Here is a 21,992-nt window from a genome sequence, read left to right as displayed (position 1 = left end):
GAGCCCCACATGCGAGATGCCACTTGTGAGCGGGCGACACGGCGTGTCGCGCTCACAAGTGGCATCTCGCGGAGGGGGTCAGACGTTCGAGACGGCCGAGCTCACGTCGGTGGGCTTGTCGTAGTCGCCCTCGGGGATGGCGCGGAGCGCGTCGAGGACGTCGCTGTCGGCGCCCTCCTTCTCGGCGGTCTCGACGATCGTGTCCTTCGAGGCCGGGTAGTCGATCCCGGAGAGGTACTTCTGGACCTGGATCGGGTTGGGTGCATCCATCGTGCTGTCCTTTCGTCGTTCGGTCAGTGCTGGTGCTCTTCGGTGAAGAGCCGGTCGAAGGCGTCCACGCGCCGGTCGGTGACCGTCGTGGGCGTCTCGAGGTGCACGGCGCCGCTGGGGACGAGCCCCGCGCCGCCGAAGCGCTCCATGACGCGCCACTGCGCGGCGACGTCCTCGCCGCTGTGCTCCGGGGGCAGCTGCTCCCAGAAGTCGAAGCCGCCGCAGGCGACGAGCGCCTCGCGACGGTAGAGCACGCACGCGCCGAGCCAGGCGACGCGGTAGGCGCGCCAGGCGCCCTCCGGCACGTCGAGGCGGGCGGCGACGTGGGTGAGGTTCGCGGCGTTGTGCAGCGGCCAGCGCTCGAACTCCGGCGTGCCGCGCCGGATCCGCTCGGGCTGCACGCCGTCGTCCCAGGGCTCGAAGGCGGTCTGCTCGTGCGGCCGCTCGTCGCGGAGGTAGGACAGCCCCTGCACGGCCGAGCCGACGAAGCCGCAGCCGAGGCGCCCGAGTGCCTCGTGCAGCCGCGCCAGCGTGCCCGGCTCGAGCCAGACGTCGTCGTCGAGGTAGAGGACCGCCGGGGCGGTCGCGAGCGAGAGGAGGTAGTGCCGCTGCTCCGCGAGGCCGCGGCGGGGGAGGTGCCGGCGCACCAGCGGAGCGCGGCCCTGCGCGGCGAGGATCCGCAGCATCGAGACGACGGTCGGGTCCGTTTCGGTCACGACCGCGTCGGACTGGTCGCTGACGACGACGCGGAACGGCGGATCGTCCTGCGCCGCGAGGCCCGCGAGGGTCGCCGCCAGCTCGGCCGAGCGGCCGGCCGTCGGGATCAGGACGTCGACGGCCGGGGTCTCCGGGGGCAGGTCGCGCCCCCAGAGCCCCGACCAGCGCCGGCTGCTCACGGCGCCGACGACGAGCGGATGCGCTGGACCATCTCGGTCGTCGAGTGCTCGGAGACGTAGCCCACGGTGGTGACGGTGCCGCCGTAGGAGCGGACGACCACCGCCTCCGCGAGCATGTCGGGGGCGTAGTCGCCGCCCTTCACGTAGACGTCGGGCTGCACGCGCTCGAGCAGCGGGATCGGGGTGTCGCCGCTGAAGAGCGTGACGTAGTCGACGCAGCCCAGCTCGGCGATGACGCCCGCGCGGTCGCCCTCGGGGTTGATCGGGCGGCCCTCGCCCTTCAGCCGGCGGACGGAGTCGTCGTCGTTGACCGCGACGACCAGCACGTCGCCGAGCTCGCGCGCCTGGCGGAGGTAGGCGGTGTGGCCGCGGTGCAGCACGTCGAAGCAGCCGTTGGTGAAGACGATGCGGCGGCCCCGACGGGCCTCCTCGGCGAGCACCTCGACCAGCCCGTCCTCGCCGAGCACGACTGCGCCGGGGGCGGCGAGCGAGGCGAGCAGGTCGTCGGCGGTGCAGACGGACGTGCCGGGGCGCTGCACGACCACGTCCGCCGCGGCCTGCGCCAGGTCGACGGCGGTCGCCAGCGAGCGGCCGGCGGCGAGGGCGAGGGTCGCGGTGGCGGCGAAGGTGTCGCCGGCTCCCGAGGCCTGCTTCTCCTCCGCGGGCTGCGCGAAGGTGCGGGAGACGGTGCCGTCGGCGTCGAGGGCGGTCGAGCCGTCGCGGTCGAGGGTGACCACGACGTGGCGGGCACCGGAGCGCTCGCGGAGTCTCTCGGCAGCGGTACGGACGGCGGCGGCGCGCTCGGTGCCGCGGCCGAGCGCGGTGCCGAGGAGTCGCTCCGCCTCCTTCGCGTTCGGGGTGACCAGGTCGGGGGCCGCGAAGGCCCAGTCGGCGAGCTCGTGAGCGTCGATCACGAGGAGGCCGGGGCGCTGAGCGGCGAGCACGCGCTCGACGGCCTCGCGGAGGATCCCGGAGCCGTAGTCGCAGACGAGCACGGCGTCGGCGCCGTCAGCCGCGCGGACGGCGGCCTCGGCGAGCTCGGCCAGCTCGGGGTCGGACGGGCGGTGCGGGCCGGAGTCGACGCGCAGCATCACGCTGTCGCCGCCGACGACGCGGGTCTTGATCGTGGTCGCGGCGTCGCTCCGGACGATCGCGCCGGTGTCCAGGCCCGCGCGCTCGAGCGCGGCGAGGAGGCGGTCGCCCTCGGGGTCGCGGCCGGCGACTCCGACCGTGCGGACCACGGCGCCGAGCGCGCAGAGGTTCGCCGCGGTGTTGGCCGCGCCCCCGGCGACGTCGACGACGTCCTCGAGGCGCAGCACCGGGGCGGGCGCCTCGCGGGTCACCCGCTCGGCCTCGCCGAGCCACCAGGAGTCGAGGATGAGGTCGCCGACGACGGCGACGACCGGCGGCCGCTCGCGCACGTGGGCGACCAGCGCGCTCGCCCGCTGGAGCGCGGAGCCCTCGAGGCTCATCGCCCGGCGCCGGGGAGGACGGGGAGGCCGAAGTGCACGACCGTGGTGGTGGTCATCTCGTCGAGCAGCTCCGGGCCGTAGCCGAAGCCCGAGCCGCTGGTGCCGCGCGGCTGGGCGCTGCCGCCGGGGGCGCCACCGAAGACGCCGTTGATCTTGACGGTGCCGACCGGGAGGGTCGCCGCGGCGCGGTGCGCGTGCTCCATGTCGGCGGTGAGGACGGTGGCGGCGAGGCCGTAGGGACCGGCGGCGGCGCGGGTGAGCGCCTCGTCGAAGTCGTCGACGACGAGGACGGGGGCGACGGGGCCGAAGGTCTCCTCGGTCATCACCAGCATCTCGTCGGTGCAGTCGGCGAGGACGGTGGCGGGGTAGAAGGTGCCGTCGCCGGGCTCGCCGCCGGTGAGGACGCGGGCGCCGTCGCGGACGGCGGAGGTGACGTGCTCGTGCACGGCGTCGCGCATCCGGGCGTCGACCAGGCGGGGGAGCGGGCCGTCGCGCCAGCGCTCGGCCTCGACGACCAGTGCGGCGGTGAAGGCCTCGGCGACGTCGCGGTGCACGTAGATCCGCTCGACGGAGGTGCAGATCTGGCCCGCGTTGGCGAAGGCGCCGAGGGCGGCCTGCTCGGCGGCCCAGACCGGGTCGACGTCGCGGTCGACGACGAGCGCGTCGTTGCCGCCGTTCTCGAGGATGGTGTGCGCGCCGGTGACGGCGGCGATCCGGGCGAGGGCGCGGCCGGTGGCGGTCGAGCCGACGTGCGCGAGGACGTCGACGCCGTCGGTGCGGGCCAGGGCGTCGCCCACGGCGCCGTCGCCCTCGACGAGGGTCAGCACGCCCTCGGGCAGGGCCTCGGCGAGCAGGCGGGTGAAGAGCGCGCCGGTGCCGGGGCTGCGCTCGCTGGGCTTGTGCACGACGACGTCGCCGGAGACGATCGCGGCGCCGAGCATGCCGGCGGCGACGGCGACCGGGTCGTTCCAGGGGGTGAGCGCGAGGACCACGCCGCGCGGGTGCGGCAGGGCGAGGTCGACGTTGAGGGCGCCGCCGCGCAGGCTCTTGCCGCGGTGCAGGGGGCCGAGCTCGGCGTACTGCAGCAGGGTGTCGACGCCGGCGCGGACGCCGCCGAGGGCTTCGCCGGCGGGCTTGCCGGTCTCCTCGGTGTTGAGGTCGGCGAGCTCCTGCTCGCGGGCGGCCACGCGGTGGGCGGCGGCGCGCAGCAGGGCGCCGCGCTCGGCGGGCGCAGTGGCGGCCCAGGCGGGGAAGGCGGCGCGGGCGCGGGAGACGGCGTCGGCGGCGAGGTCGGCGGTGGCGCCGGTCGTGCCGGCGGCGGGGGTCGCGGTGTCGATGGTCACGGTCACCTCTCGGTCGGAGGCGTCCGCAGGGGTCGCGGACGCGCGTGCAGACGTCCGGTACCCGCGCGGCGGCGGCTCAAACGGATACCGCCGCACAACATCAGCTGAGAAGGGTGGGCCTCCTCTGTCAGCCGAGGCCGACCACTCTCAGCTGATGTTGTGCGCGCACCGGGGGGTCAGGCGGCGCCGAGGCGGGTGACGGCGGAGGTGATGGCGGGGGTGGTCTCGCCGTCGGGCCAGCGGAGGGTGACGCCCTCGCCGGGGACGACGCGGCCGATGGCGGCGGTCGTCGTGTGCGGCGTGCCCATGCGGGAGGCGCCGGGGCGGTCGGCGGTGAGCATCGCGAAGCCGGGGAAGCAGGAGAGCCAGTCGGCGAGGCCCGCGGCGGCGGGGCGGGGGATCGCGGCGACCTCGAGCTCGGCGCCCGCGCCGGACGCCTCGGCGAGCATGCCGACGGTGCCGACGAGGCCCGCCATGCTGACGTCCTTCGCACCGTCGGGCGCGCCGGCGCCGACGCTCGCCGCGAGCGCCCGCAGCACCTCCGGTGAGCGGCCCGAGGTCGAGTCCCACTGCAGTCCGGCGTAGCCCGGGCGCCAGACACCGGCGAGGTCGGCGGTCAGGCTCAGCTCGTGGCCGATCGGGGCGCTGCCGGGGACCGGGCGCGCGGTGCGGCCGAGGCCGGTGACCGAGAGTGCGGCCGGGACGCCGAGCTGGGTGTGCCCGCCGAGCAGCGGCACACCCCAGGCCTCGGCGCCGGCGCGCAGTCCGCGGAGGACGCGGGCGGCGAAGGAGGCGTCGCGCGCGGCGACCGCGTCGAGCAGGCCGACCGGATCCGCGCCCATCGCCGTGAGGTCGTTGACGTTGACGAGCACTGAGCACCAGCCCGCCCACTCCGGGTCCCGCTCGACCATCGAGGGGACGATCGCGTCGCAGACGGCGACGAGGTCGGAGCCGGGCACGGGCGCGCCGTCGTCGCCGCGGAAGCCCGGGCCGCCGAGCTGGCCGGCGAAGGCGTCGAGCAGCGGACCGAGCGCGGCCTTCGCACCGCGGGCGAGGCGGTCGAACCGGTCGATCGGCCAGCGCATCCGCACGTGGGGAGTCCCCGCGACCTCGACGGCGCCGAGCCGGTCCCAGCCGAGCCGGCGGAAGAGCACCTCGTTCTGCGTCTGCACCGTCGCCTCGAAGCGGATCACGCCGCGCGCCTCGGCCTCGGCGCAGGCGGCGCGCACCAGTGCGGCGCCGATTCCGGCCCCGCCTCGGGCGCTGCGGCGGACGACCAGCCGACTGCCGGTCCACCAGCCGAGATCCTGCTCGAGCGCGGGCGCGATCCGCACCCCGCCGAGCACGCCGTCGGCCGAGCGGGCCACCAGCACGACGGTGCGCGGATCCTCGTCGAGCGCGTCGCGGTCGTCGGCGTCGAAGAGGCCCTGCTCGCCGACGAAGACCTCGCGGCGCAGCGCGCGGTAGGCGGCCACCTCGGCCGGGTCGGCGACCACGACCACGAAGGTGTCGCGGGCGGCCGGCGCGACCGCGCGGACCCCCTCGAGGATCGAGAGCTCCATCAGGCGCCGGCGGTCTTCAGCACGCCGCAGGCACCGCAGGCCGCGCAGCCCGCCTTCTGCCCGGAGGAGAGCATCCCCGCGGCGATCAGCAGCGCGGCGACCTGCTCGCTCACCTTCTCCAGCAGCGAGCCGGCCGGCGGCAGGACGTGGTCCACCTCCGTCGCGAGCGTCCCCTTGAGCGGCCGGAACGGCACCACGAACGGGTAGATCCCGCGCTCGATCAGCTCGCCGGCGCTGGCGACCAGCTCGTCCGGGTCCTCGCCGAGGCCGACCAGCAGGTAGGTCGAGACCTGGTTGCGGCCGAAGATCCGCACCGCCTCGTCCCAGGCCTCCCAGTACTTCGCGGTCGAGACGCGCGCCTTGCCGGGGGTCCAGCGGCGGCGGATGTCGTCGTCCATCGACTCGATGTGGATGCCGATCGAGAGGGCGCCGGCGTCCTTGAGCTCCTGCAGGGCGGCGAGGTCCTCCGGCGGCTCGCACTGCACCTGGATCGGCAGCCCGGGGACGGCCTGGAGCACCGCGCGGACGCAGCGGGCGAGGTGCCGGGCCCCCCGGTCGCGGCCCTTGGAGGTGCCGGTGGTCATCACCATCTGGCGGATGCCGTCGAGCCGGGCGGCCGCCTCGGCGACCTCGGCGAGCTGCGCAGGGGTCTTCACCGCGATGGTCGAGTCGTTGGCGAGCGAGGCCTCGATCGCGCAGAAGCGGCAGCGCTCGGCCTCGTCGTAGCGCATGCAGGTCTGCACGACGGTGGTGGCCAGGATGTTCCGGCCGTGCAGGCGGGCGATCTTCTCATAGGAGACGCCGTCGGCGGTGCTCAGGTCGTAGAAGCGCGGGCGCTTCACCGGCTCGACGTCCAGGCCGATGTCGGCGCCGTCGAGCAGGAGGCGGCCGTTCGTGACGGCGTAGGGGCTCTTCGGGTTCACCGGGATGGCGGCGCCGAGCCCGCCGAGCATCACGTGCCCGTCGTCGCTCGGGCCGGCGCCGGCCTCGCGGTGCACGGGGGCGTCGACGCGGATGCCCTGGAGGGCGATGTCGACGCGGGTGCGCAGGGCGGAGGAGCCGGTGCGGCGGACGGGGGCCGAGCCGCAGGCGTCGGGGCCGCAGGAGGAGTCGGCGGAGTCGGAGGGGGCGGGATCGGCGGTGCGGAGGCGGGGCGTCTGCAGATCGGTCATGGTGCTCCTCGGAGTCTCGAGTCGAGCGGTGCGCGACGGCGGAGTCCGACGTCGTGAGCCTCCATTAGGTCAACGCGGTGTTTCGGAGCGATGACATCGGGAACGCGATCGTGTTACATCCGTCGGCGGCCCCGACGTGCACCCGACGCCCGCCCGGCGTCACGCAGGCTTCTTCTGGCCGAAACCACTCCGAAACACGAGCGGCCTTGACTGGACGCAGTCGGGACGAACGCTCCCGACCCGGCCCCGTCGCTCCGCTCGTCCTCGCACCGCCCCGAGCGACGCCGGCCTCTGCATCACAGCACCGCCCGTTCCACCCGGCACTCCTGTCCCTGCACCACTCGCTCGCGCCCCGCCCGGCGCGCTCCTCACCGAACCCCGGAGGTTCTCATGACCGACGACCAGACCACCCCCGCCGACCACAGCACCGACGACCAGGCCGCGATCGAGGAGCAGATCAGCGCCAACATCGAGAAGTCGCGCTCCGAGATCGCGCACCCCTCGCTGCCCAAGGGCAGCAACCTCTACGGCTCCACCAAGGTCTTCCCCGACTACCAGGCCGAGCCCGGCCAGTCCTACTTCACGCTCGTGCACGGCATCGCGCACGAGTCCTCGGTCAGCTTCGTCGCGATCCTGCAGGCGACCCGCGCGGCTCGCAAGGGCTTCGAGTCGGCCGTCTACTTCTACGGCCCCGGCACGATCAACGCGATGGCCACCCGCGGCTTCCCGACGGTCGGCGACTCCGGCTTCCCGGGCGAGCAGAACATCAACGACGCCCTGAAGACCTTCATCGACGAGGGCAACCGCGTCTTCGTCTGCCGCTTCGGCATGGCGCTGCACGGCCTGCGCGAGGAGGACCTGATCGAGGGCACCATCCCGTGCCACCCGCTCGACGTCCAGGACGCCGTCATCCACTACGCCCGCAAGGGCGCCATCATCAACTCGACCTACAACCTCTAGGCGCCCGCCATGACCGTCGTCGGATCGGTCGCGGCGAACTTCACCCGCGACCTCGATCAGAACTACGCGCTCATCGCCGCGCTGGCCGAGGAGGCCCGCGAGAAGCGGGTCGAGTTCCTCGTCCTGCCCGAGGCCGCGATCGGCGGCTACCTCTCCTCCCTCGGCAATCACGGCGACACGGTCAAGACGACCACCCGCTCGATGCCCCCGGCGATCGCGCTGGACGGGCCGGAGCTGCGCCGGGTGCAGGAGATCGCCGGCGACCTGCTGGTCGCGATCGGCTTCTGCGAGCTCGACGCGGACGGCGAGACCCGCTACAACGCGGCCGCCCTGCTCGACGGCGGGCAGATCTACGGCAGCTACCGCAAGGTGCACCAGCCGCTCGGCGAGCACATGTCGTACTCGCCCGGGCCCGGCTACTCGGTCTTCGAGACGCCGGTCGGCCGGGTCGGGCTGCAGATCTGCTACGACAAGGCCTTCCCGGAGGCGGCCCGCTCGATGGCGCTGGACGGGGCGGAGATCATCGCCTCGCTCTCGGCCTGGCCTGCCGCCCGGACGGCGACGGCGGAGAACCTGCAGGAGGACCGCTGGACCTACCGCTTCAACCAGTTCGACATCGCGCGGGCCCTGGACAACCAGGTGTTCTGGCTGGCGTCGAACCAGTCGGGCACCTTCGGGTCGCTGCGCTACGTGGGCAATGCGAAGGTCGTCGATCCGGGCGGCAACATCCTGGCGACGACGCTGCTCGGCTCGGGCATGGCGGTCGCCGACATCGACGTGCGCGGCACCTTCGAGGCGATGCGCGGCGGGATGTTCCACCTCCGCGACCGGCGGCCGGACGCCTACGACATCGACCGCGTCTGGAGCGAAGGGCTGGTCCATGCCTGAGATGACCTTCCACGTCCGCTGGCCGGACGGCGTCGAGGAGCGCTGCTACTCGCCGAGCCTGGTGATGCACGACTACCTCGCCGAGGGCGAGAGCTACCCGATCGAGGACTTCGTCGGCCGCTCGACCGAGGCGCTGCGGCTGGCGAGCGAGCGGGTGCGCGCGAAGTTCGGCTTCGCCTGCACCTCCGCGCTGCAGCAGGAGTCGGAGATCCTCGCGGCCGCCGCGCGCTTCGACGGCGGGCGGGTGCGGGTGCTGGCGATGGATCCGCCGCTCCCTCCCGCCTCCGTCCCCGCGTCCGCGCAGGGGGCCCGCGCATGACCGCGCTCGAGAACGGCCGGCACCTCCCGGTCGCCGTGATCGGCGCCGGCCAGGCCGGGCTCTCCATCAGCCGCCTGCTCACCGACCAGGGCGTCGAGCACCTCGTGATCGAGCGCGACACGATCGCGCACGACTGGATCGACCGCCGCTGGGACAACTTCACCCTCGTCACGCCGAACTGGCAGTGCCGGCTGCCCGGCTACCCCTACGACGGTGACGACCCGGACGGCTTCATGACCCGCGCCGAGGTGCACGCCTGGGTGCGGCGCTACGCCGAGTCGTTCGGCGCGCCGGTGGCCGAGGACACCGAGGTGCTGCGGATGCGCGAGAGCGCGGACGGGGCGTTCGAGATCGTCACCTCGCGCGGCACGATCACGGCGGACCAGGTCGTCGTCGCCACCGGCGGCTACCACCGGCCGGTGCTGCCGGCGGTCGCGCACCGCATCCCCGACTCGATCGTGCAGCTGCACTCCGCCGACTACCGCTCCGCCGCGGCGCTGCCCGTGGGCGGCGTGCTCGTGGTCGGCTCCGGCCAGTCCGGCGCGCAGATCGCGGAGGACCTCTTCCTCGAGGGACGCGACGTGCACCTGGCGCTGGGGACGGCTCCGCGGGTCGCCCGGTTCTACCGCGGGCGCGACTGCGTCGCCTGGCTCGCCGACATGGGCGTCTACGACGTTCCGGTGCACGCGCAGGTGGGCGGGCTCTCCAAGCGGGAGTCGACCAACCACTACGTCACCGGGCGCGGCGGCGGCCGCGACATCGACCTGCGGGCGTTCGCGCGCGACGGGATGACGCTCTACGGCCGGCTGCAGCAGGTCGACGGCGGGTCGCTCCGCTTCGCGCCGACGGCCGAGGCGTCGCTCGACTACGCGGACTCGGTCGCCGAGTCGATCAAGAACGACATCGACGCCTACATCGAGCGCTCGGGTGTCTCGGCGCCGACCGAGGCCCGGTACGCGCCAGTCTGGCGGCCGGAGCGCGAGATCGAGGAGCTGGATCTGGCGGCCGCCGGGATCACGAGCATCGTCTGGGCGGTCGGCTTCCGCTCCGACTACTCCTGGATGCAGATCGGCGTCTTCGACGGCGCCGGGCACCCCACCCACCGGCGCGGCGCGACCGCCGTGCCCGGGCTGCACTTCCTCGGGCTGCCGTGGCTGAACACCTGGGGCTCCGGGCGGTTCGAGGCGATCGCGCGCGACGCGGAGCACGTGGCGGAGCAGCTGCTCGGCGGCGCGCGGATGGACCGGCTCGAGGGCGCCGCGGTACGGTGACGGCCACGCGCTCGGCCCGAGCGCACCGCTCTGCCGCGCGGGGCGGAGGAGAGCGGAGGCTCTCCCTCCGCCCCGGCGCACCGTCCGCCCGCAGAGGGCGGGAGAGAAGGACCATGTCGACGATCACGATGGCCGCGGTCGCGGCGCACTTCGGCCGCGACATCGAGCGCACCCTCGTCAAGCTGCCCGGCATGATCGCGAGCGCGCAGGAGCGCGGGATCGACCTGCTGGTGCTGCCGGACGCGACCCTCGGCGGCTACCTCCTCGACATGCACCACCCCGGCCCCGACGACCTGCCGCAGGCCGTGGAGGTCGACGGACCGGAGGTCGCGGCCGTCGCGGCGATGGCGGGCGACACCACGGTCTGCTTCGGCATCGCGGAGCGCGCGCTGGAGGGCGGCGAGGTGCGGCGCTACAACTCGGCGGTCTGCGTGCAGGGCGGCGAGGTGGTCGGGACGCACCGCAAGGTGCACCTGCCGCTGGGCGAGTCCGAGGCGTACGCCGCGGGCGACTCCTTCCGCTCGTTCGACTCGGCCGTGGGGCGGATCGGGATGATGATCGACTTCGACAAGACCTTCCCGGAGTCGGCCCGCTCGCTCGCCCTCGACGGGGCCGAGATCCTGTGCTGCCTCAGCGCCTGGCCCGCGAGCGTGACCGACCGCTCCGACCGGATCCGCAACGACCGCCAGGCGCACCTGTTCGACCTCTACGACTGCGCGCGTGCCGCGGAGAACCAGGTCTACCTGGTCTCCTCGAACCAGACCGGGGTGCTCGGCGGGCTGCGCTTCCTCGGGCAGGCGAAGGTCGTGGACCCGGCCGGCGAGATCCTCGCGAAGACCTGGGCGAAGGGCGGGCTGGCGGTCGCGACCGACGACGTCTCGGCCTCCGTCGCCCGCGCCCGCCGCAGCATGGACCACCTGCGCGACCGCGCCGAGCACGCGTACCACCGCGCGGCTCCCACCGTCTGAACCCGGGGCCGCCCGACCGACCGGTGCCGCCTTTGGGCGCCGCCCCGCCTGAAGGAGACCCCGTGCGGATCGCGCAGCTGACCTACTCCACGAAGCCCCGCGGCGGCGTGGTGCACACGCTCGCGCTCTCAGAGGCGCTGGCCCGGCGCGGGCACGAGGTGACCGTCTGGACGCTCGGCCGCGGCGGCGACTCCGCGTTCTTCCGTGCGGTCGATCCCGCGGTGGCGGTCCGGGTGGTGCCGTTCGCGGCGCGCGACGGGGAGGACGTCGGCGACCGGATCGTCCGCTCGCTCGATGCGATGGCTGTGGCGCTGGGGGAGGACGGCGGGGAGTGGGACGTCGTGCACGCGCAGGACTGCATCTCGGCGAACGCCGCGCTCGACGCCGGCTTCGCGGGGGCCGGCGGGCTGCTCCGCACGGTGCACCACCTGGACGCCTTTACGACGCCGGCGCTGATCGCCTGCCACGAGCGCGCGATCACCGGTCCGGCCGGTCTGCTCGCGGTGTCGCGAGCGGTCGCCGACGAGGTGGCGGTGGGCTGGGGGCGGGCTCCGGCGGTGATCCCGAACGGCGTCGACGCGGCGCGGTTCGCGGCCGCGGACGGCGGTGCTGCGGCGGGGGAGTGGCGGGCCCAGCTCGGCCGCTACGTGCTCGCGCTCGGCGGGATCGAGCCGCGGAAGGGCAGCATCGACCTGCTGGAGGCGTTCGCGGGGCTGGCTCCGGGGACCGCGCTCGTCTTCGGCGGCGGGGAGACGCTGTTCGACTACCGGGGCTACCGCGAGGAGTTCGAGCGCCGGGCGGCCGAGCTGGGCGTCGTGCCGGTCGTGCTCGGCACGGTGCCCGAGGAGCGGCTCGCGGCCCTCGTCGCTGGTGCGGCGGTGCTCGGCTTCGTCTCGACCAAGGAGGGCTTCGGGCTGGCGGCGATGGAGGCGCTCGCCGCGGGGGTGCCGGTCGTCGCGCGCGATCTGCCGGTGCTGCGCGAGGTGTTCGGGGAGACCGTGGCGTACGGGAGCGACGTGGCGGGGATTCGGGCGGCGCTCGCCGCGGCGCTCGCGGGGGAGGCGCCGGAGCCCGGGCCCGGGCGGGAGCTGGCGTTCTCGCACTCGTGGGACGACGTCGCGGTGAGTCACGAGGCGCTGTACCGGGCGCACGCGGGCGCCGCCTGATGCGCCGGTCGTTCTCGCGCTGCTTCTCGGCGCTCGCCGAGCAGGACCCCGAGCGCGTCGTGGTCGTCGCGGACGACGCGACCCTCAGCGCGGGCGCCCTGGACCGGGCCTCGAACCGGCTCGCGCGCGCCTACGCGGCGCGGGGCGTCACTCCGGACTCGCTCGTCGCGGTCTCGCTGCCCAACAGCGCCGAGCTGGTGCTGGCCTGCGCGGCGATTTGGAAGGCGGGCGCGACACCGCAGCCGCTGTCGCGCGGGCTGTCGGCGCGGGAGCTCGCCGAGGTCGGCGCGCTCGGGCGGCCGTCGCTGAGCATCGGCGTGGAGCTGGAGGGCGTGCCCTTCGTGCCCGCCGGGTTCGCGCCCGATCCGGCGCTGCCGGACGACGAGCTGCCGGATCTCTGGGCCTCGTCCTGGAAGGCGCCCGCCTCCTCCGGCAGCACCGGGCGGCCGAAGATCGTGCTCGTGGCGGCGCCGGCGCTGATGGATCCGACGCAGCCGGTCGCAGCGTTCCTGCCGCGGGAGGGGGTGCAGCTCGTGGCCGGGCCGCTCACGCACTCCGCGACCTTCACCTACGCCTTCCGGGGGCTGCTGACCGGGCAGCGGCTGGTGATCCTGCCGCGCTTCGACGAGGCGCGGGTGCTCGCGGCGATCGCGGAGCACCGGGTGACCTGGGCGCTGCTGGTGCCGACGATGATCCACCGGCTGCTGCGCGCGCCCGGGCACCGGGACGCGGATGTGTCGTCACTCGAGACTGTGCTGCACCTCGGCTCGCCGTGCCCGCCCGCGGACAAGCGCGCGCTGATCGACTGGATCGGTGCCGAGCGGGTCGTCGAGGTCTACGCCGGGAGCGAGTCGAACGGGCTGACCATGATCCGCGGCGACGAGTGGCTGGACCGGCCCGGGAGCGTCGGGCGGCCGATCGGCGGGACGGAGCTGCGGGTGCAGCGGCCGGACGGGTCGGAGTGCGCGGCCGGTGAGCCCGGGCTCGTGCAGCTGCGCCGCGGGGAGCCGACCTACCGCTACCTCGGCGGGGAGTCGAAGCGGACCGACGACGGCTGGGACACCCTCGGCGACCTCGGCTTGGTCGACGCCGACGGCTTCCTGACGGTGCTCGACCGGGCGGACGACCTGATCCTGCGCGGCGGGGTGAACATCTACCCGGCCGAGATCGAGCGCGTCCTGGAGGAGCACCCGGCGGTGCGCGGCGCGGTCGCCTTCGGCGTCCCGGACGCCGAGCTCGGCCAGGCGATCGAGGCGGTGGCGGACATCGCGGACGCCGTCGTGACGGCGGAGGAGGTGCTCGCCTTCGCCCGCGAGCACCTCGGCTCCCGGGCACCGCGGGCTCTGCGACTCCAGCGGACCCCGCTGCGCGACGACGCGGGCAAGATCCGCCGCGGGGCGCTCGCCGGCGACTGAGCAGCCGCGCAGGCGGGCCCGCGCGGGCCGGCTGCCCGCCGCCCGCCGCACAACATCAGCTGAGAGGGGGGTCCCTCCCCCCACAGCGGAGGCCCTCCCTTCTCAGCTGATGTTGTGCGGGGCTCGACGGCTGCCTCCGGTTTCGGATCGCCTCGGACGGGGAAGAGGAGGAGTGCCCCTTCCCCGGAGCCGCCCCGCGCGACTCCGCCCCATCGAGAGGAACGACCGTGGTCGCCATCGCCCCGCTCCGAGACCGCTTCGACGGAGTCGAGAGGATCGCCGTGCTGCGCGGCGGCGGACTCGGCGACCTGCTGTTCGCGCTGCCCGCCGTGGACGCGCTCGCCGCCGCCTACCCGGGCGCCGAGATCGTGCTGCTCGGCACTCCGGCGCACCGCGTGCTGCTGCAGGGCGTGGAGTCGCCGGTGAGCGACGTCGAGATCCTGCCGGTGGCGCAGGGCGTCCGCGACGGCGAGGGGGAGGACCCGCAGGTCGTCGAGGACTTCACCGAGCGGATGCGCGCGCGCCGCTTCGATCTCGCGGTGCAGCTGCACGGCGGCGGCCGCTTCTCCAACCCGTTCCTGCAGCGCCTCGGCGCGCGGCACACGATCGGCTCGCGCACCGACGACGCGGCCGAGCTGGAGCGCACCATCCCCTACGTCTACTACCAGCACGAGATGCTCCGGGCGCTCGAGATCGTCGGGCTCGCGGGGGCCCCGGCGGTGCGCCTCGAGGCGTCGCTGCAGGTCGATCCGGAGCGCCGCGACCGCCTCGCTGCGGCCCTCCCCGCCGGGGGGCCGCTGGTGCTGATCCACCCGGGCGCGACCGACGTCCGGCGCCGCTGGAGCTCCGCGAACTTCGCCGAGGTGGCCCGCGCGCTGCTGGCCGACGGCGCGCGCGTGCTCGTCGTGGGCGACGCCTCCGACGCGCCCGCCGCTGAGGCGATCGTCGCGGGCGCTCCAGGCGCGGTGTCCTGGGCGGACCGGGTCGAGCTCCCGGATCTCGGTCCGCTGCTCTCGCTCGCCGACCTCGTCCTCGGCAACGACAGCGGACCGCGGCACCTCGCGGCGGCGGTCGGTGCTCCCACGGTCGGCGTCTTCTGGGTCGGCAACGCGATCAACGCGCAGCCCCTCGGCCGCCAGCGCCACCGCGTGCAGCTGAGCTGGACGACCCGCTGCCCGATCTGCGGGATCGACGTCACCCAGGTCGGCTGGACCGCCCCGCGCTGCGAGCACGAGCTGTCCTTCGTCGACGACGTCCCCGTCGCCCGGGTCCTCGAGGACGTCCGCGGCGTCCTGGCCTCCACCCGCTGACGTCCCCCAGGCCCTGCCCTCCAACTGCGAGATGCCACTTGAGTACGCGACACGCCGAGGCGTGCGTACTCAAGTGGCATCTCGCGGAGCCCCGACGGGGGCGTCAGCTCACGGCCAGGAGGGCTCCTCCTCGTGGGTGATGACGAGCTCGCGGACCTCGCAGCCGCGGGGCTGGCCGAGGACGAACATCACGGCGTTGGCGACGTTCTCCGGGTCGTTGAGGAGCGCGTCGGGGCCCGGCTTGTACTGGGCGTCGCGGTCGTCGAAGAAGCGGGTCTTCATGCCGGAGGGGATCAGCGTGGTGACGCCGATCTCGCCCTTGGTCTCGGCCGCGAGCGCACGGGTGAAGCCGAGCACGCCGAACTTCGACGCGCAGTAGGCGGTGGCGTCCGAGACGGCCTTGATCGCGAGCGAGGACGCGACGGTGACGACGCGGCCGTGGGTCTCGGTGAGGAACGGCAGCGCCGCGCGGACGACGGCCGCGGTGCCGAGCAGGTTGACCGAGATCACGCGCTCCCACTCCTCCGGGTCGACGTCGACGAGGCGGCCGCAGCGGTCGATGCCGGCCGCGGTGACGACGGCGTCGAGACCGCCGTGCTCGCGGGCGATCTCGACGACGGCCTTCTCGGCCTCACGGGTCTTGGCGACGTCCACCTGGTAGGCGGCGACGCCCTCCTGGACGTTCGACACGTCGCGGTCGAGGACGATCGGGGTGCCGCCCGCGGCCGTGACGGCGGCGGCGACGGCGGCTCCGAGTCCGGAGGCGCCTCCGGTGATCAGGACGCGGCCGATGGGGGTGGGGGTGGTGGTCATGGGTGTCCCTTCCAGGATCGTCAGCGCCGACGGGATCGGCGCAGCGGGGCGGTGGTCGGCCGGAGCCGACGCGGTCAGCCGACGCGCGCGAGCGCGGCGGCGAGATGGGTGGTCGAGCGGCCCGCGTGGTACGGCACCGTCAGGACGCGGCCGCCCCACTCGGCGACCGTGGCGGTCTCGGGCAGCGATTCGGCGGAGTAGTCGCCGCCCTTCACCCAGACGTCCGGGCGGATGCGGCGCAGCGCCTCGTCGGGGGTGTCCTCGCCGAAGACGAGCACCGCGTCGACGCACTCGAGCGCGAGCAGCAGGTCGACCCGGTCGTCCTCGGGGATGATCGGCCGGGCCGGTCCCTTGAGCCGGCGCACGGAGTCGTCCGAGTTCAGGCAGACGATCAGGCAGTCGCCGAGCGCCCGGGCGGCCGAGAGCGTGCGGGCGTGGCCGGCGTGCAGCAGGTCGAAGCAGCCGCCGGTCGCGACCACGGTGCCGCCGCCGCCGCGGACGGCCTCGGCGACGCGCAGCGCGTCCACTCCCGACGCCCCGTGCAGGGCGGCGGTGTCGGCCGGAGCGCCGAGGGAGACGACTCCGCCCGCGAGCAGGTAGGCCCCGGCCGCGGCGACGGCCGCGCCGACCGCCTCGGAGGGGCTGGCCCCGCCGGCCAGCGCGACGGCGGCGGAGGCGGCGAAGCGGTCGCCCGCCCCGCAGGGATCGGTCGGCGGCACGGCGGCGGCGGGGTGCACGACCGGGACGCCGGCGCCGCGCGAGCGGACCAGAGCACCGCCGGAGCCCATCGTCACGGCGACCGCGCCGCAGCCCCAGCGCTCGAGCAGCGTCGTCGCGGCGGTCTCGGCGAGGGTGACGCCGCGGCCACTCGCCCCGGAGAAGCCGGTCGCCTCGCCCAGGTTCGGCGTCGCGAGCGTCGTCCCGGCGACGGGCTCGGTCCCGCGCGGATGCGGATCCCAGACCAGCGGCACGGTGAGAGCGTCGAGGGCGGCGCGGAGCGAGGCGTCCTCGGTGAGCCGGCGGCCGTAGTCCGCGACGACGACCGCGTCGACCTGGCCGAGTGCGGCGAGCATCTCCTCGGTCACGGTCGGCACCGGCGGGCGCTCGCAGCCGCGGTCGAAGCGGACGACCGCCTGACCGGAGGCGGTGACCCGGGTCTTCACGGGCGTCGGCGCGCCGGAGGGCCCGGCGACCACTCGGACGCCGTCGAGGGCGGCGAGCAGCTCGGCCGCGTCGGGATCGGCGGCGTCGGCCAGCGCCGTCACCAGCACGACCTCGTGGCCGTCGCGCACCAGCATCCGCGCGACCAGCCCGGCACCGCCGGCGCGCACCCCGCGGGTCGACACGTCGACCACCGGCACCGGCGCGTCGGGGCTCAGCCTCTCGGCCGGCCCGGAGAGGTCGACGTCGAGCATCACGTCGCCGACCACGGCGATTCGCAGGCGGCTCACGCGGCCGCCCCCGTCCGCACGCGGATCCGGTGCTCGAAGGCCCGGCAGAGCGCGTGCACCAGCACGAGCTGCGCCTCCTGCACGTTCGAGCCGTGGCCCTCGAGCGCGATCGACTCGTCGCAGGCCTCGGTCAGCGGGTTGGGTCCGTCGCCGGTGAGCGCCCAGGTGCGGGCGCCGGCCGCGCGGGCCGCCTCGGCCGCGTGCAGCAGGTTGGCGCTGCGGCCGCTGGTCGAGAGCAGCACGACGACGTCGCCGCTGCGGGCGTGCGCGGTGACCTGGCGGGCGAAGACGTGGTCGAAGCCGTAGTCGTTGCCGATCGCGGTGAGGCTCGAGGTCTCGGAGTGCAGCGAGATCGCGGAGAAGGGGATGCGGTCGCCGTCGAAGCGGCCGACCAGCTCGGCGGTGAGGTGCTGGGCCTCCGCGGCCGAGCCGCCGTTGCCGGCCGCCAGCAGCCGGGCGCCGGTGTGCAGGCGGTCCGCCAGCTCGACGCCCCAGGCGACGATCCGGTCGGAGTGCCGCTCGAGCTGCGCGACGACGTCGAGCGCGCGGGCGACGTGGTCGTCGACGAGGCGCCGGGCGGCGTCCGTCGGGGTGTCGGACGGCGTGTCCGTCGGGGTGTCCAGAACGGTGTCGATGCTCATCTGCGCGGGGCCGCCTTCCGGGGGGTGGAGGAGAGGGAGGTGCGAGCGGTGCCGCTCCTGGCGGCATCGCCGTCGCCGAGTCCGGCGAGGGTGGTCAGGTAGGCGCGCTCGGTGTCCGCAGCGACGCGGTCCCAGGAGTAGCGCGACTCGACGCGGGCGCGGCCGGCGGCTCCGTAGGCGCGGGCGCGCTCGGGGTCGGCGATCAGCGCGGCGAGGGCCTCGGCGAGGGCGGCGGGGTCGCGCGGCGGCACGTGCACGCCGGTGACGTCCTCGACGACCGTGTCGATCAGCCCGCCGACGGAGGAGGCGACCACCGGCACGCCGCAGGCCATCGCCTCCAGCGGGGTGATGCCGAACGGCTCGTACCAGGGCGCGCAGATCACGATGTCGGCGGAGCGGAGCATCGCCGGCATCTCGGTCTGCGAGAGCTGGCCGGCGAAGACCACGCGGTCGGCGACTCCGAGGCCCTCGGCGACGCCGTGCAGGCGCTGGTACTCCGGGTCGGCGATGAGCGCGTCGCCCGAGCCGGAGCCGCCGACGACGACCAGCTCGGCGTCGCAGCCGTCGGCGACCAGGCGGGCGAGCGCCTCGATCGCGTGGCCCATGCCCTTGCGGGGCACGAGGCGGCCGATGCTCATCAGGCGCACCCGCCCGGTGCGCTCGGCGACCGGCCCGTCGGGCGTGAAGCGCTCGAGGTCCACGCCGCAGGGCACCACCGAGATGCTCGAGGTGGGCACGCCGAGGCCCTTGAGCTCGAAGGCCTCGTCGGAGCAGGTGGCGACGACGCCGTCCGCCCGCTGGCCGACGCCGGGCTCGAGCCAGGCGCGCTCCTCGGGGCTGGTGTCGAGCGCGCCCTGCTGGCGGCGCTTGACCACGCCGAGCGCGTGGAAGGTGTGGAAGACGGGCACGCGGCGCCCGGTGGCCCGCTCGACCCGCTCGGAGGCGTCGAGCGCGGCGACCCCGGACATCCAGAAGTGGCTGTGCACCAGGTCGGGTCGGGAGTCGAGCCAGTCGTTCGCGAGGTCGACGGCGAAGTCGCCCATGAACGGCAGCAGCTCGTCCTTCGAGACCTTCGCGGCCGGTCCGGCGTCGATGTGCACGACCTCGACGCCGGAGGTGAAGGGCACCCGGCGGGGGAGCGACGGGTCGTCGCGCCGCGTGTAGACGGTCACGCGGTGGCCGCGGCGCGCGAGTGCGTCGGCGAGGGCCGCGACGTGCACGTTCTGGCCGCCGGCGTCGACGCCGCCGAGCGTCGCCAGCGGGCTGGCGTGCTCGGAGACCATCGCGATCGAGAGGGGTCGGGCGGTGCTCATCGGGTGCTCCCTTCGCGGGTTCCGGCGGTGGAGAGGGTGCGCGGGGCGGCGGCGAGGTCGCCGAGCACCTCGTCCCAGTCGCGGTGGAACCGGCCGAGGCTGTAGCGCGCGAGCGCCGCCTCGCGGGCGACCGCGCCGGCGATCGCGGCCCGCTCCGGATCCTCGATCAGCGCGCGCGCGGCCGCGGCCAGCGCGTCCAGGTCGTTCGAGATCGCGCCCGCCTCGGGCGGCACGGCGCGGCCGGCCTCGGTGGTCTCCAGCGCGACGACCGGCATCCCCAGGTGCATCGCCTCGAGCAGCGCGAGGCCGAGCGAGGTCCAGCGGAAGGGGTGCAGGTAGACGCGGCGGCGGGCGAGCTCCGCGTGCATCGCGCCGGTCTTCACGTCGCCGAGCACGTCGAGCCGGTCGGCGGGCAGCCCGGGGGTCCCGACGAGCCCCTCGGTCTTCATCCCGAAGACGTCGAGCGGGGCGACCGCGGCGAAGCGCGGCAGCAGATCCGTGCCGGTCACCCGCTGGCGGCGCACCGGCTCGTTGATGACGACGCCGAAGCGCGCGAGCTCTCCGGAGTAGAGAGGACCGGGGTCGTTGATCCCGTGCTCGATCACCGTGGTGCGCGTCGAGCCGGTGTCCCACATCAGCGCGTTGAAGTGCGTGACGTGCACGAGGAGGAGGTCGTCGCGGTCGGCGAGCGGGTGGCGGTTGTCGGGCACGTCGCCGCGGGGCGTGTTGTGCTCGACGTAGACCGCCGGGATCTCGCGGCCGAGCCGGCGGCCGAGCAGGCGCTCCGCCTCGGCGAGCTCGTCGGGCCGCTGGAGGAGCACGACGTCGACGTCGGCGTCGCGCAGCTCCTCCGGGGCGATCTCGATCGTGTTCGGCCAGTCGCGGCCGCCGGTGCCGAGGCCCCAGCCGTCGCGGGCGGGAGTGGTGGGCAGCAGGTACTCGTGGTCGCCGCGGACGAACGCGTCCGCCCAGCCGCCGTGCACGTGCCAGAGCAGGATCCTCATGCGAGCGCCTCCGAGGGTGTCGTGGTGGATGTCGTGGAGTCGCGCCGCGGGAGCGCGCGGAGCCGGTGGGCGGCGGCGACCGCCTCCTCGGCGCTCACCCCTGCCAGGCAGGGGTGGCCGGGGACGGGGCAGACGCGGGCGCGCGAGCCGGCGCAGGCGGCCTGCTGGTCGCCGAGCAGCTCGACCGGCACGCCGTACGGCGCCCACCGGATCGCTGGGACGACGGGCGCGAACAGGCTGACCACCGGCGTGCCGACGGCCGCCGCGAGGTGCGCCGGTCCGGTGTTGCCGCTGATGACGACCTCGGCGCGGGCGAGCACCTCGGCCGCACCGGCGAAGTCGGTCGCGCCGCCGAGGTCGATGCCGCGGCTGCCGGCGACGAGGGCGGTCAGCGCACGCTCGCCAGGGCCGCCGGTGACGGCGACCGCGACTCCGGAGTCCGCGAGCAGCTCGACCGCGCGCGCCGCGTTCTCCGCCGGCCAGGCCCGCGCGGGCACTGCCGCTCCGGGGTGCACGACGACGTAGGGTCCGACGCCCTCGAGTGCGGCGGGGAGATCGCCGCCGCGGTTCACCCGCAGCAGCCCGTCGTCGTCCTCGGGCAGCGCGAAGCCCGCGGCCGCCGCGATGGCGAGCGCGCGCTCCGGCTCGGGCTGGTCCTCCTCGAGCGTCTCGCCCGGGACGAGCCGCACGTCGAGCAGCGCGCCGGCGAAGTCGACGGACGCGCCGGAGATCCGTGCGACGCCGGACAGGCGCAGCAGCAGCGCCAGCGGCAGCGGCGACTGGTGGAAGGAGGTGAGGATCACGGCCTCGTCCGGAGCGAACTCCTCGACGATCGCGCGCAGCTCCGCCACGAGGGCGGAGTCGACCGGGCGCGAGGCGTCGCCGATCCACGGGCAGGACCAGGTGCGCACGGCCACAGGCCCCGGCAGCAGCGCCGCGGCGGGCGCGCCCTGCGGTCCGGCGAGCAGCAGCACCTCGGCGTCGGCCGCGATCGCGCGGACGGCCGGTCCGCAGAGCAGCACGTCGCCGGCGCTGTCCAGGCGCGCCACCAGCACGCGGCGGGTCATTCGGCGTCCTCGTCCGGCTGCATCGCCAGCAGCAGCTCGACGGCCTCGAGGAGTGTCGCCGCGCGCAGCGGTGCGGCGGCGACCTCCTCGGCCCGGGTGATCGGGGTGGGCACGAGCACGCCGCGGGCCCCCGCGGCCGCGGCCGCGCCGACGTCGGCGCCGATGTCGCCGATCACCGCGAGGGAGCCTGCGGGCAGTCCGAGGGTCTGCGCGGCGTCGAGCACCATGCCCGGCGCGGGCTTGCGGCAGGCGCAGCCGTCCTCGGGGCCGTGCGGGCAGAGCATCCAGGCGTCGAAGCCGCCGAACAGCTCGTCCACCCGGCGGTTCACGGCGTCGGCCTGCGCGCGGTCGATGATGCCGCGGGCGATGCCGGACTGGTTCGTGACGACACCGAGCTTCAGTCCCGCCTCGCGGGCCCGCTCGACCGCGTCCAGCGCGGTGGGCATCGGCTCGACCAGCGCCGGGTCGCCGTTGTAGGGCACGTCGACCACGAGCGTCGCGTCGCGGTCGAAGAGGATTCCGCGCAGCCGCGCAGCGCGCGGGGCGGGGGCGTCCTCCGCGGTGCGGTGCGCGGAGCCCGGCTGGATCGAGTCGTTCACCTCTCCCTCGTACCCCCCTCCTCCGGGTTCCAAACGCGGGGGAGGAGAAGTGGTCCGCTCGGGCGCGTCGGAGCCGCGGGGCCGCCCGCTCG

General features: G+C 75.2%; 21 protein-coding genes. 8 read left to right on the top strand and 13 right to left on the bottom strand.

Annotated features, from left to right (window positions below):
* Window positions 1-78 precede the first annotated feature (78 nt).
* From C1I64_RS10245 to C1I64_RS10220, 6 genes are all read right to left on the bottom strand, one after another.
* Window positions 79-270 carry a DUF2795 domain-containing protein gene (locus tag C1I64_RS10245; protein ID WP_123447964.1) on the bottom strand — a complete coding sequence of 64 codons (192 nt, stop codon included), beginning with the start codon at window positions 268-270 and terminating at the stop codon, window positions 79-81.
* A gap of 23 nt (window positions 271-293) precedes the next feature.
* A complete protein-coding gene (locus C1I64_RS10240; protein ID WP_208645114.1) occupies window positions 294-1,166 on the bottom strand; it encodes a glycosyltransferase family A protein in 873 nt (290 codons plus the stop codon).
* On the bottom strand, window positions 1,163-2,638 hold the full coding sequence (gene rfaE2, locus C1I64_RS10235; protein ID WP_127887128.1) for a D-glycero-beta-D-manno-heptose 1-phosphate adenylyltransferase: 1,476 nt from the start codon (window positions 2,636-2,638) through the stop codon (window positions 1,163-1,165). Before rfaE2 ends, C1I64_RS10240 begins: the two co-directional genes overlap by 4 nt.
* A complete protein-coding gene (locus C1I64_RS10230) occupies window positions 2,635-3,981 on the bottom strand; it encodes an aldehyde dehydrogenase family protein (protein WP_425272904.1) in 1,347 nt (448 codons plus the stop codon). The genes rfaE2 and C1I64_RS10230 overlap by 4 nt, the downstream gene beginning before the upstream one ends.
* A gap of 176 nt (window positions 3,982-4,157) precedes the next feature.
* A complete protein-coding gene (locus C1I64_RS10225; protein WP_127887126.1) occupies window positions 4,158-5,543 on the bottom strand; it encodes an MSMEG_0567/sll0787 family protein in 1,386 nt (461 codons plus the stop codon).
* Complete coding sequence (locus C1I64_RS10220; RefSeq protein WP_123447960.1) at window positions 5,543-6,715, bottom strand: MSMEG_0568 family radical SAM protein; 1,173 nt, start codon at window positions 6,713-6,715, stop codon at window positions 5,543-5,545. The genes C1I64_RS10225 and C1I64_RS10220 overlap by 1 nt, the downstream gene beginning before the upstream one ends.
* A gap of 390 nt (window positions 6,716-7,105) precedes the next feature.
* Between C1I64_RS10220 and C1I64_RS10215 the strand changes: the two genes are divergently transcribed.
* The 8 genes from C1I64_RS10215 to C1I64_RS10180 all read left to right on the top strand — a co-directional run bounded on the left by C1I64_RS10215 (window position 7,106) and on the right by C1I64_RS10180 (window position 15,012).
* On the top strand, window positions 7,106-7,675 hold the full coding sequence (locus C1I64_RS10215) for an MSMEG_0572/Sll0783 family nitrogen starvation response protein (RefSeq protein WP_123705041.1): 570 nt from the start codon (window positions 7,106-7,108) through the stop codon (window positions 7,673-7,675).
* 9 nt (window positions 7,676-7,684) lie between these two features.
* Entirely contained in the window at window positions 7,685-8,563 is an 879-nt protein-coding gene (locus C1I64_RS10210) for a carbon-nitrogen hydrolase family protein (protein WP_127887125.1), read from the top strand.
* A complete protein-coding gene (locus C1I64_RS10205; RefSeq protein ID WP_127887124.1) occupies window positions 8,556-8,882 on the top strand; it encodes an MSMEG_0570 family nitrogen starvation response protein in 327 nt (108 codons plus the stop codon). Before C1I64_RS10210 ends, C1I64_RS10205 begins: the two co-directional genes overlap by 8 nt.
* Window positions 8,879-10,153: an MSMEG_0569 family flavin-dependent oxidoreductase gene (locus C1I64_RS10200; protein ID WP_127887123.1), complete on the top strand. Its 1,275-nt coding sequence runs from the start codon at window positions 8,879-8,881 to the stop codon at window positions 10,151-10,153. Before C1I64_RS10205 ends, C1I64_RS10200 begins: the two co-directional genes overlap by 4 nt.
* 113 nt (window positions 10,154-10,266) lie before the next feature.
* Entirely contained in the window at window positions 10,267-11,121 is an 855-nt protein-coding gene (locus tag C1I64_RS10195) for a carbon-nitrogen hydrolase family protein (protein WP_127887122.1), read from the top strand.
* A gap of 62 nt (window positions 11,122-11,183) precedes the next feature.
* The gene (locus C1I64_RS10190) at window positions 11,184-12,287 is read left to right on the top strand and encodes an MSMEG_0565 family glycosyltransferase (RefSeq protein ID WP_127887121.1); all 1,104 of its coding nucleotides are present in this window, start codon (window positions 11,184-11,186) and stop codon (window positions 12,285-12,287) included.
* Window positions 12,287-13,702 carry an AMP-binding protein gene (locus C1I64_RS10185; protein WP_127887120.1) on the top strand — a complete coding sequence of 472 codons (1,416 nt, stop codon included), beginning with the start codon at window positions 12,287-12,289 and terminating at the stop codon, window positions 13,700-13,702. The genes C1I64_RS10190 and C1I64_RS10185 overlap by 1 nt, the downstream gene beginning before the upstream one ends.
* Before the next feature lie 227 nt (window positions 13,703-13,929).
* Window positions 13,930-15,012 carry a glycosyltransferase family 9 protein gene (locus C1I64_RS10180; RefSeq protein ID WP_127887119.1) on the top strand — a complete coding sequence of 361 codons (1,083 nt, stop codon included), beginning with the start codon at window positions 13,930-13,932 and terminating at the stop codon, window positions 15,010-15,012.
* Between the two features lie 108 nt (window positions 15,013-15,120).
* On the opposite strand, the gene C1I64_RS10175 is transcribed toward C1I64_RS10180, so the two are convergent.
* From C1I64_RS10175 to C1I64_RS10145, 7 genes are all read right to left on the bottom strand, one after another.
* On the bottom strand, window positions 15,121-15,825 hold the full coding sequence (locus tag C1I64_RS10175; RefSeq protein ID WP_127887118.1) for an SDR family oxidoreductase: 705 nt from the start codon (window positions 15,823-15,825) through the stop codon (window positions 15,121-15,123).
* 74 nt (window positions 15,826-15,899) lie between these two features.
* The gene (locus C1I64_RS10170) at window positions 15,900-17,267 is read right to left on the bottom strand and encodes a PfkB family carbohydrate kinase (RefSeq protein ID WP_127888523.1); all 1,368 of its coding nucleotides are present in this window, start codon (window positions 17,265-17,267) and stop codon (window positions 15,900-15,902) included.
* A 5-nt stretch (window positions 17,268-17,272) separates the two neighbouring features.
* Window positions 17,273-17,917, bottom strand: coding sequence for a D-sedoheptulose-7-phosphate isomerase (locus tag C1I64_RS10165; RefSeq protein WP_123447949.1), 645 nt, complete (start codon window positions 17,915-17,917; stop codon window positions 17,273-17,275).
* On the bottom strand, window positions 17,914-19,230 hold the full coding sequence (locus C1I64_RS10160) for a glycosyltransferase (protein ID WP_127887117.1): 1,317 nt from the start codon (window positions 19,228-19,230) through the stop codon (window positions 17,914-17,916). Before C1I64_RS10160 ends, C1I64_RS10165 begins: the two co-directional genes overlap by 4 nt.
* The gene (locus tag C1I64_RS10155; protein WP_127887116.1) at window positions 19,227-20,234 is read right to left on the bottom strand and encodes a glycosyltransferase; all 1,008 of its coding nucleotides are present in this window, start codon (window positions 20,232-20,234) and stop codon (window positions 19,227-19,229) included. Before C1I64_RS10155 ends, C1I64_RS10160 begins: the two co-directional genes overlap by 4 nt.
* Window positions 20,231-21,301 carry a glycosyltransferase family 9 protein gene (locus C1I64_RS10150; RefSeq protein WP_127887115.1) on the bottom strand — a complete coding sequence of 357 codons (1,071 nt, stop codon included), beginning with the start codon at window positions 21,299-21,301 and terminating at the stop codon, window positions 20,231-20,233. Before C1I64_RS10150 ends, C1I64_RS10155 begins: the two co-directional genes overlap by 4 nt.
* A complete protein-coding gene (locus tag C1I64_RS10145) occupies window positions 21,298-21,900 on the bottom strand; it encodes an HAD family hydrolase (RefSeq protein ID WP_308197651.1) in 603 nt (200 codons plus the stop codon). Before C1I64_RS10145 ends, C1I64_RS10150 begins: the two co-directional genes overlap by 4 nt.
* Window positions 21,901-21,992 lie beyond the last annotated feature (92 nt).

The sequence above is a fragment of the Rathayibacter festucae DSM 15932 genome (assembly GCF_004011135.1).
In the GTDB taxonomy this organism is placed as follows: Bacteria; Actinomycetota; Actinomycetes; order Actinomycetales; family Microbacteriaceae; genus Rathayibacter; species Rathayibacter festucae.
The sequence above is the reverse complement of the archived record's forward strand: the minus strand, read 5'-3'. Positions and strand labels throughout refer to the sequence as shown.

Excerpts from the sequence above, each read along its gene's own strand:
- C1I64_RS10200 (WP_127887123.1), top strand. The coding sequence starts at position 8,879 with ATGACCGCGCTCGAGAACGGCCGGCACCTCCCGGTCGCCGTGATCGGC.
- rfaE2 (WP_127887128.1), bottom strand. The coding sequence starts at position 2,638 with ATGAGCCTCGAGGGCTCCGCGCTCCAGCGGGCGAGCGCGCTGGTCGCC.
- C1I64_RS10185 (WP_127887120.1), top strand. The coding sequence starts at position 12,287 with ATGCGCCGGTCGTTCTCGCGCTGCTTCTCGGCGCTCGCCGAGCAGGAC.
- C1I64_RS10245 (WP_123447964.1), bottom strand. The coding sequence starts at position 270 with ATGGATGCACCCAACCCGATCCAGGTCCAGAAGTACCTCTCCGGGATC.
- C1I64_RS10205 (WP_127887124.1), top strand. The coding sequence starts at position 8,556 with ATGCCTGAGATGACCTTCCACGTCCGCTGGCCGGACGGCGTCGAGGAG.
- C1I64_RS10225 (WP_127887126.1), bottom strand. The coding sequence starts at position 5,543 with ATGGAGCTCTCGATCCTCGAGGGGGTCCGCGCGGTCGCGCCGGCCGCC.
- C1I64_RS10165 (WP_123447949.1), bottom strand. The coding sequence starts at position 17,917 with ATGAGCATCGACACCGTTCTGGACACCCCGACGGACACGCCGTCCGAC.
- C1I64_RS10155 (WP_127887116.1), bottom strand. The coding sequence starts at position 20,234 with ATGAGGATCCTGCTCTGGCACGTGCACGGCGGCTGGGCGGACGCGTTC.
- C1I64_RS10160 (WP_127887117.1), bottom strand. The coding sequence starts at position 19,230 with ATGAGCACCGCCCGACCCCTCTCGATCGCGATGGTCTCCGAGCACGCC.
- C1I64_RS10215 (WP_123705041.1), top strand. The coding sequence starts at position 7,106 with ATGACCGACGACCAGACCACCCCCGCCGACCACAGCACCGACGACCAG.
- C1I64_RS10175 (WP_127887118.1), bottom strand. The coding sequence starts at position 15,825 with ATGACCACCACCCCCACCCCCATCGGCCGCGTCCTGATCACCGGAGGC.
- C1I64_RS10220 (WP_123447960.1), bottom strand. The coding sequence starts at position 6,715 with ATGACCGATCTGCAGACGCCCCGCCTCCGCACCGCCGATCCCGCCCCC.
- C1I64_RS10195 (WP_127887122.1), top strand. The coding sequence starts at position 10,267 with ATGTCGACGATCACGATGGCCGCGGTCGCGGCGCACTTCGGCCGCGAC.
- C1I64_RS10150 (WP_127887115.1), bottom strand. The coding sequence starts at position 21,301 with ATGACCCGCCGCGTGCTGGTGGCGCGCCTGGACAGCGCCGGCGACGTG.
- C1I64_RS10210 (WP_127887125.1), top strand. The coding sequence starts at position 7,685 with ATGACCGTCGTCGGATCGGTCGCGGCGAACTTCACCCGCGACCTCGAT.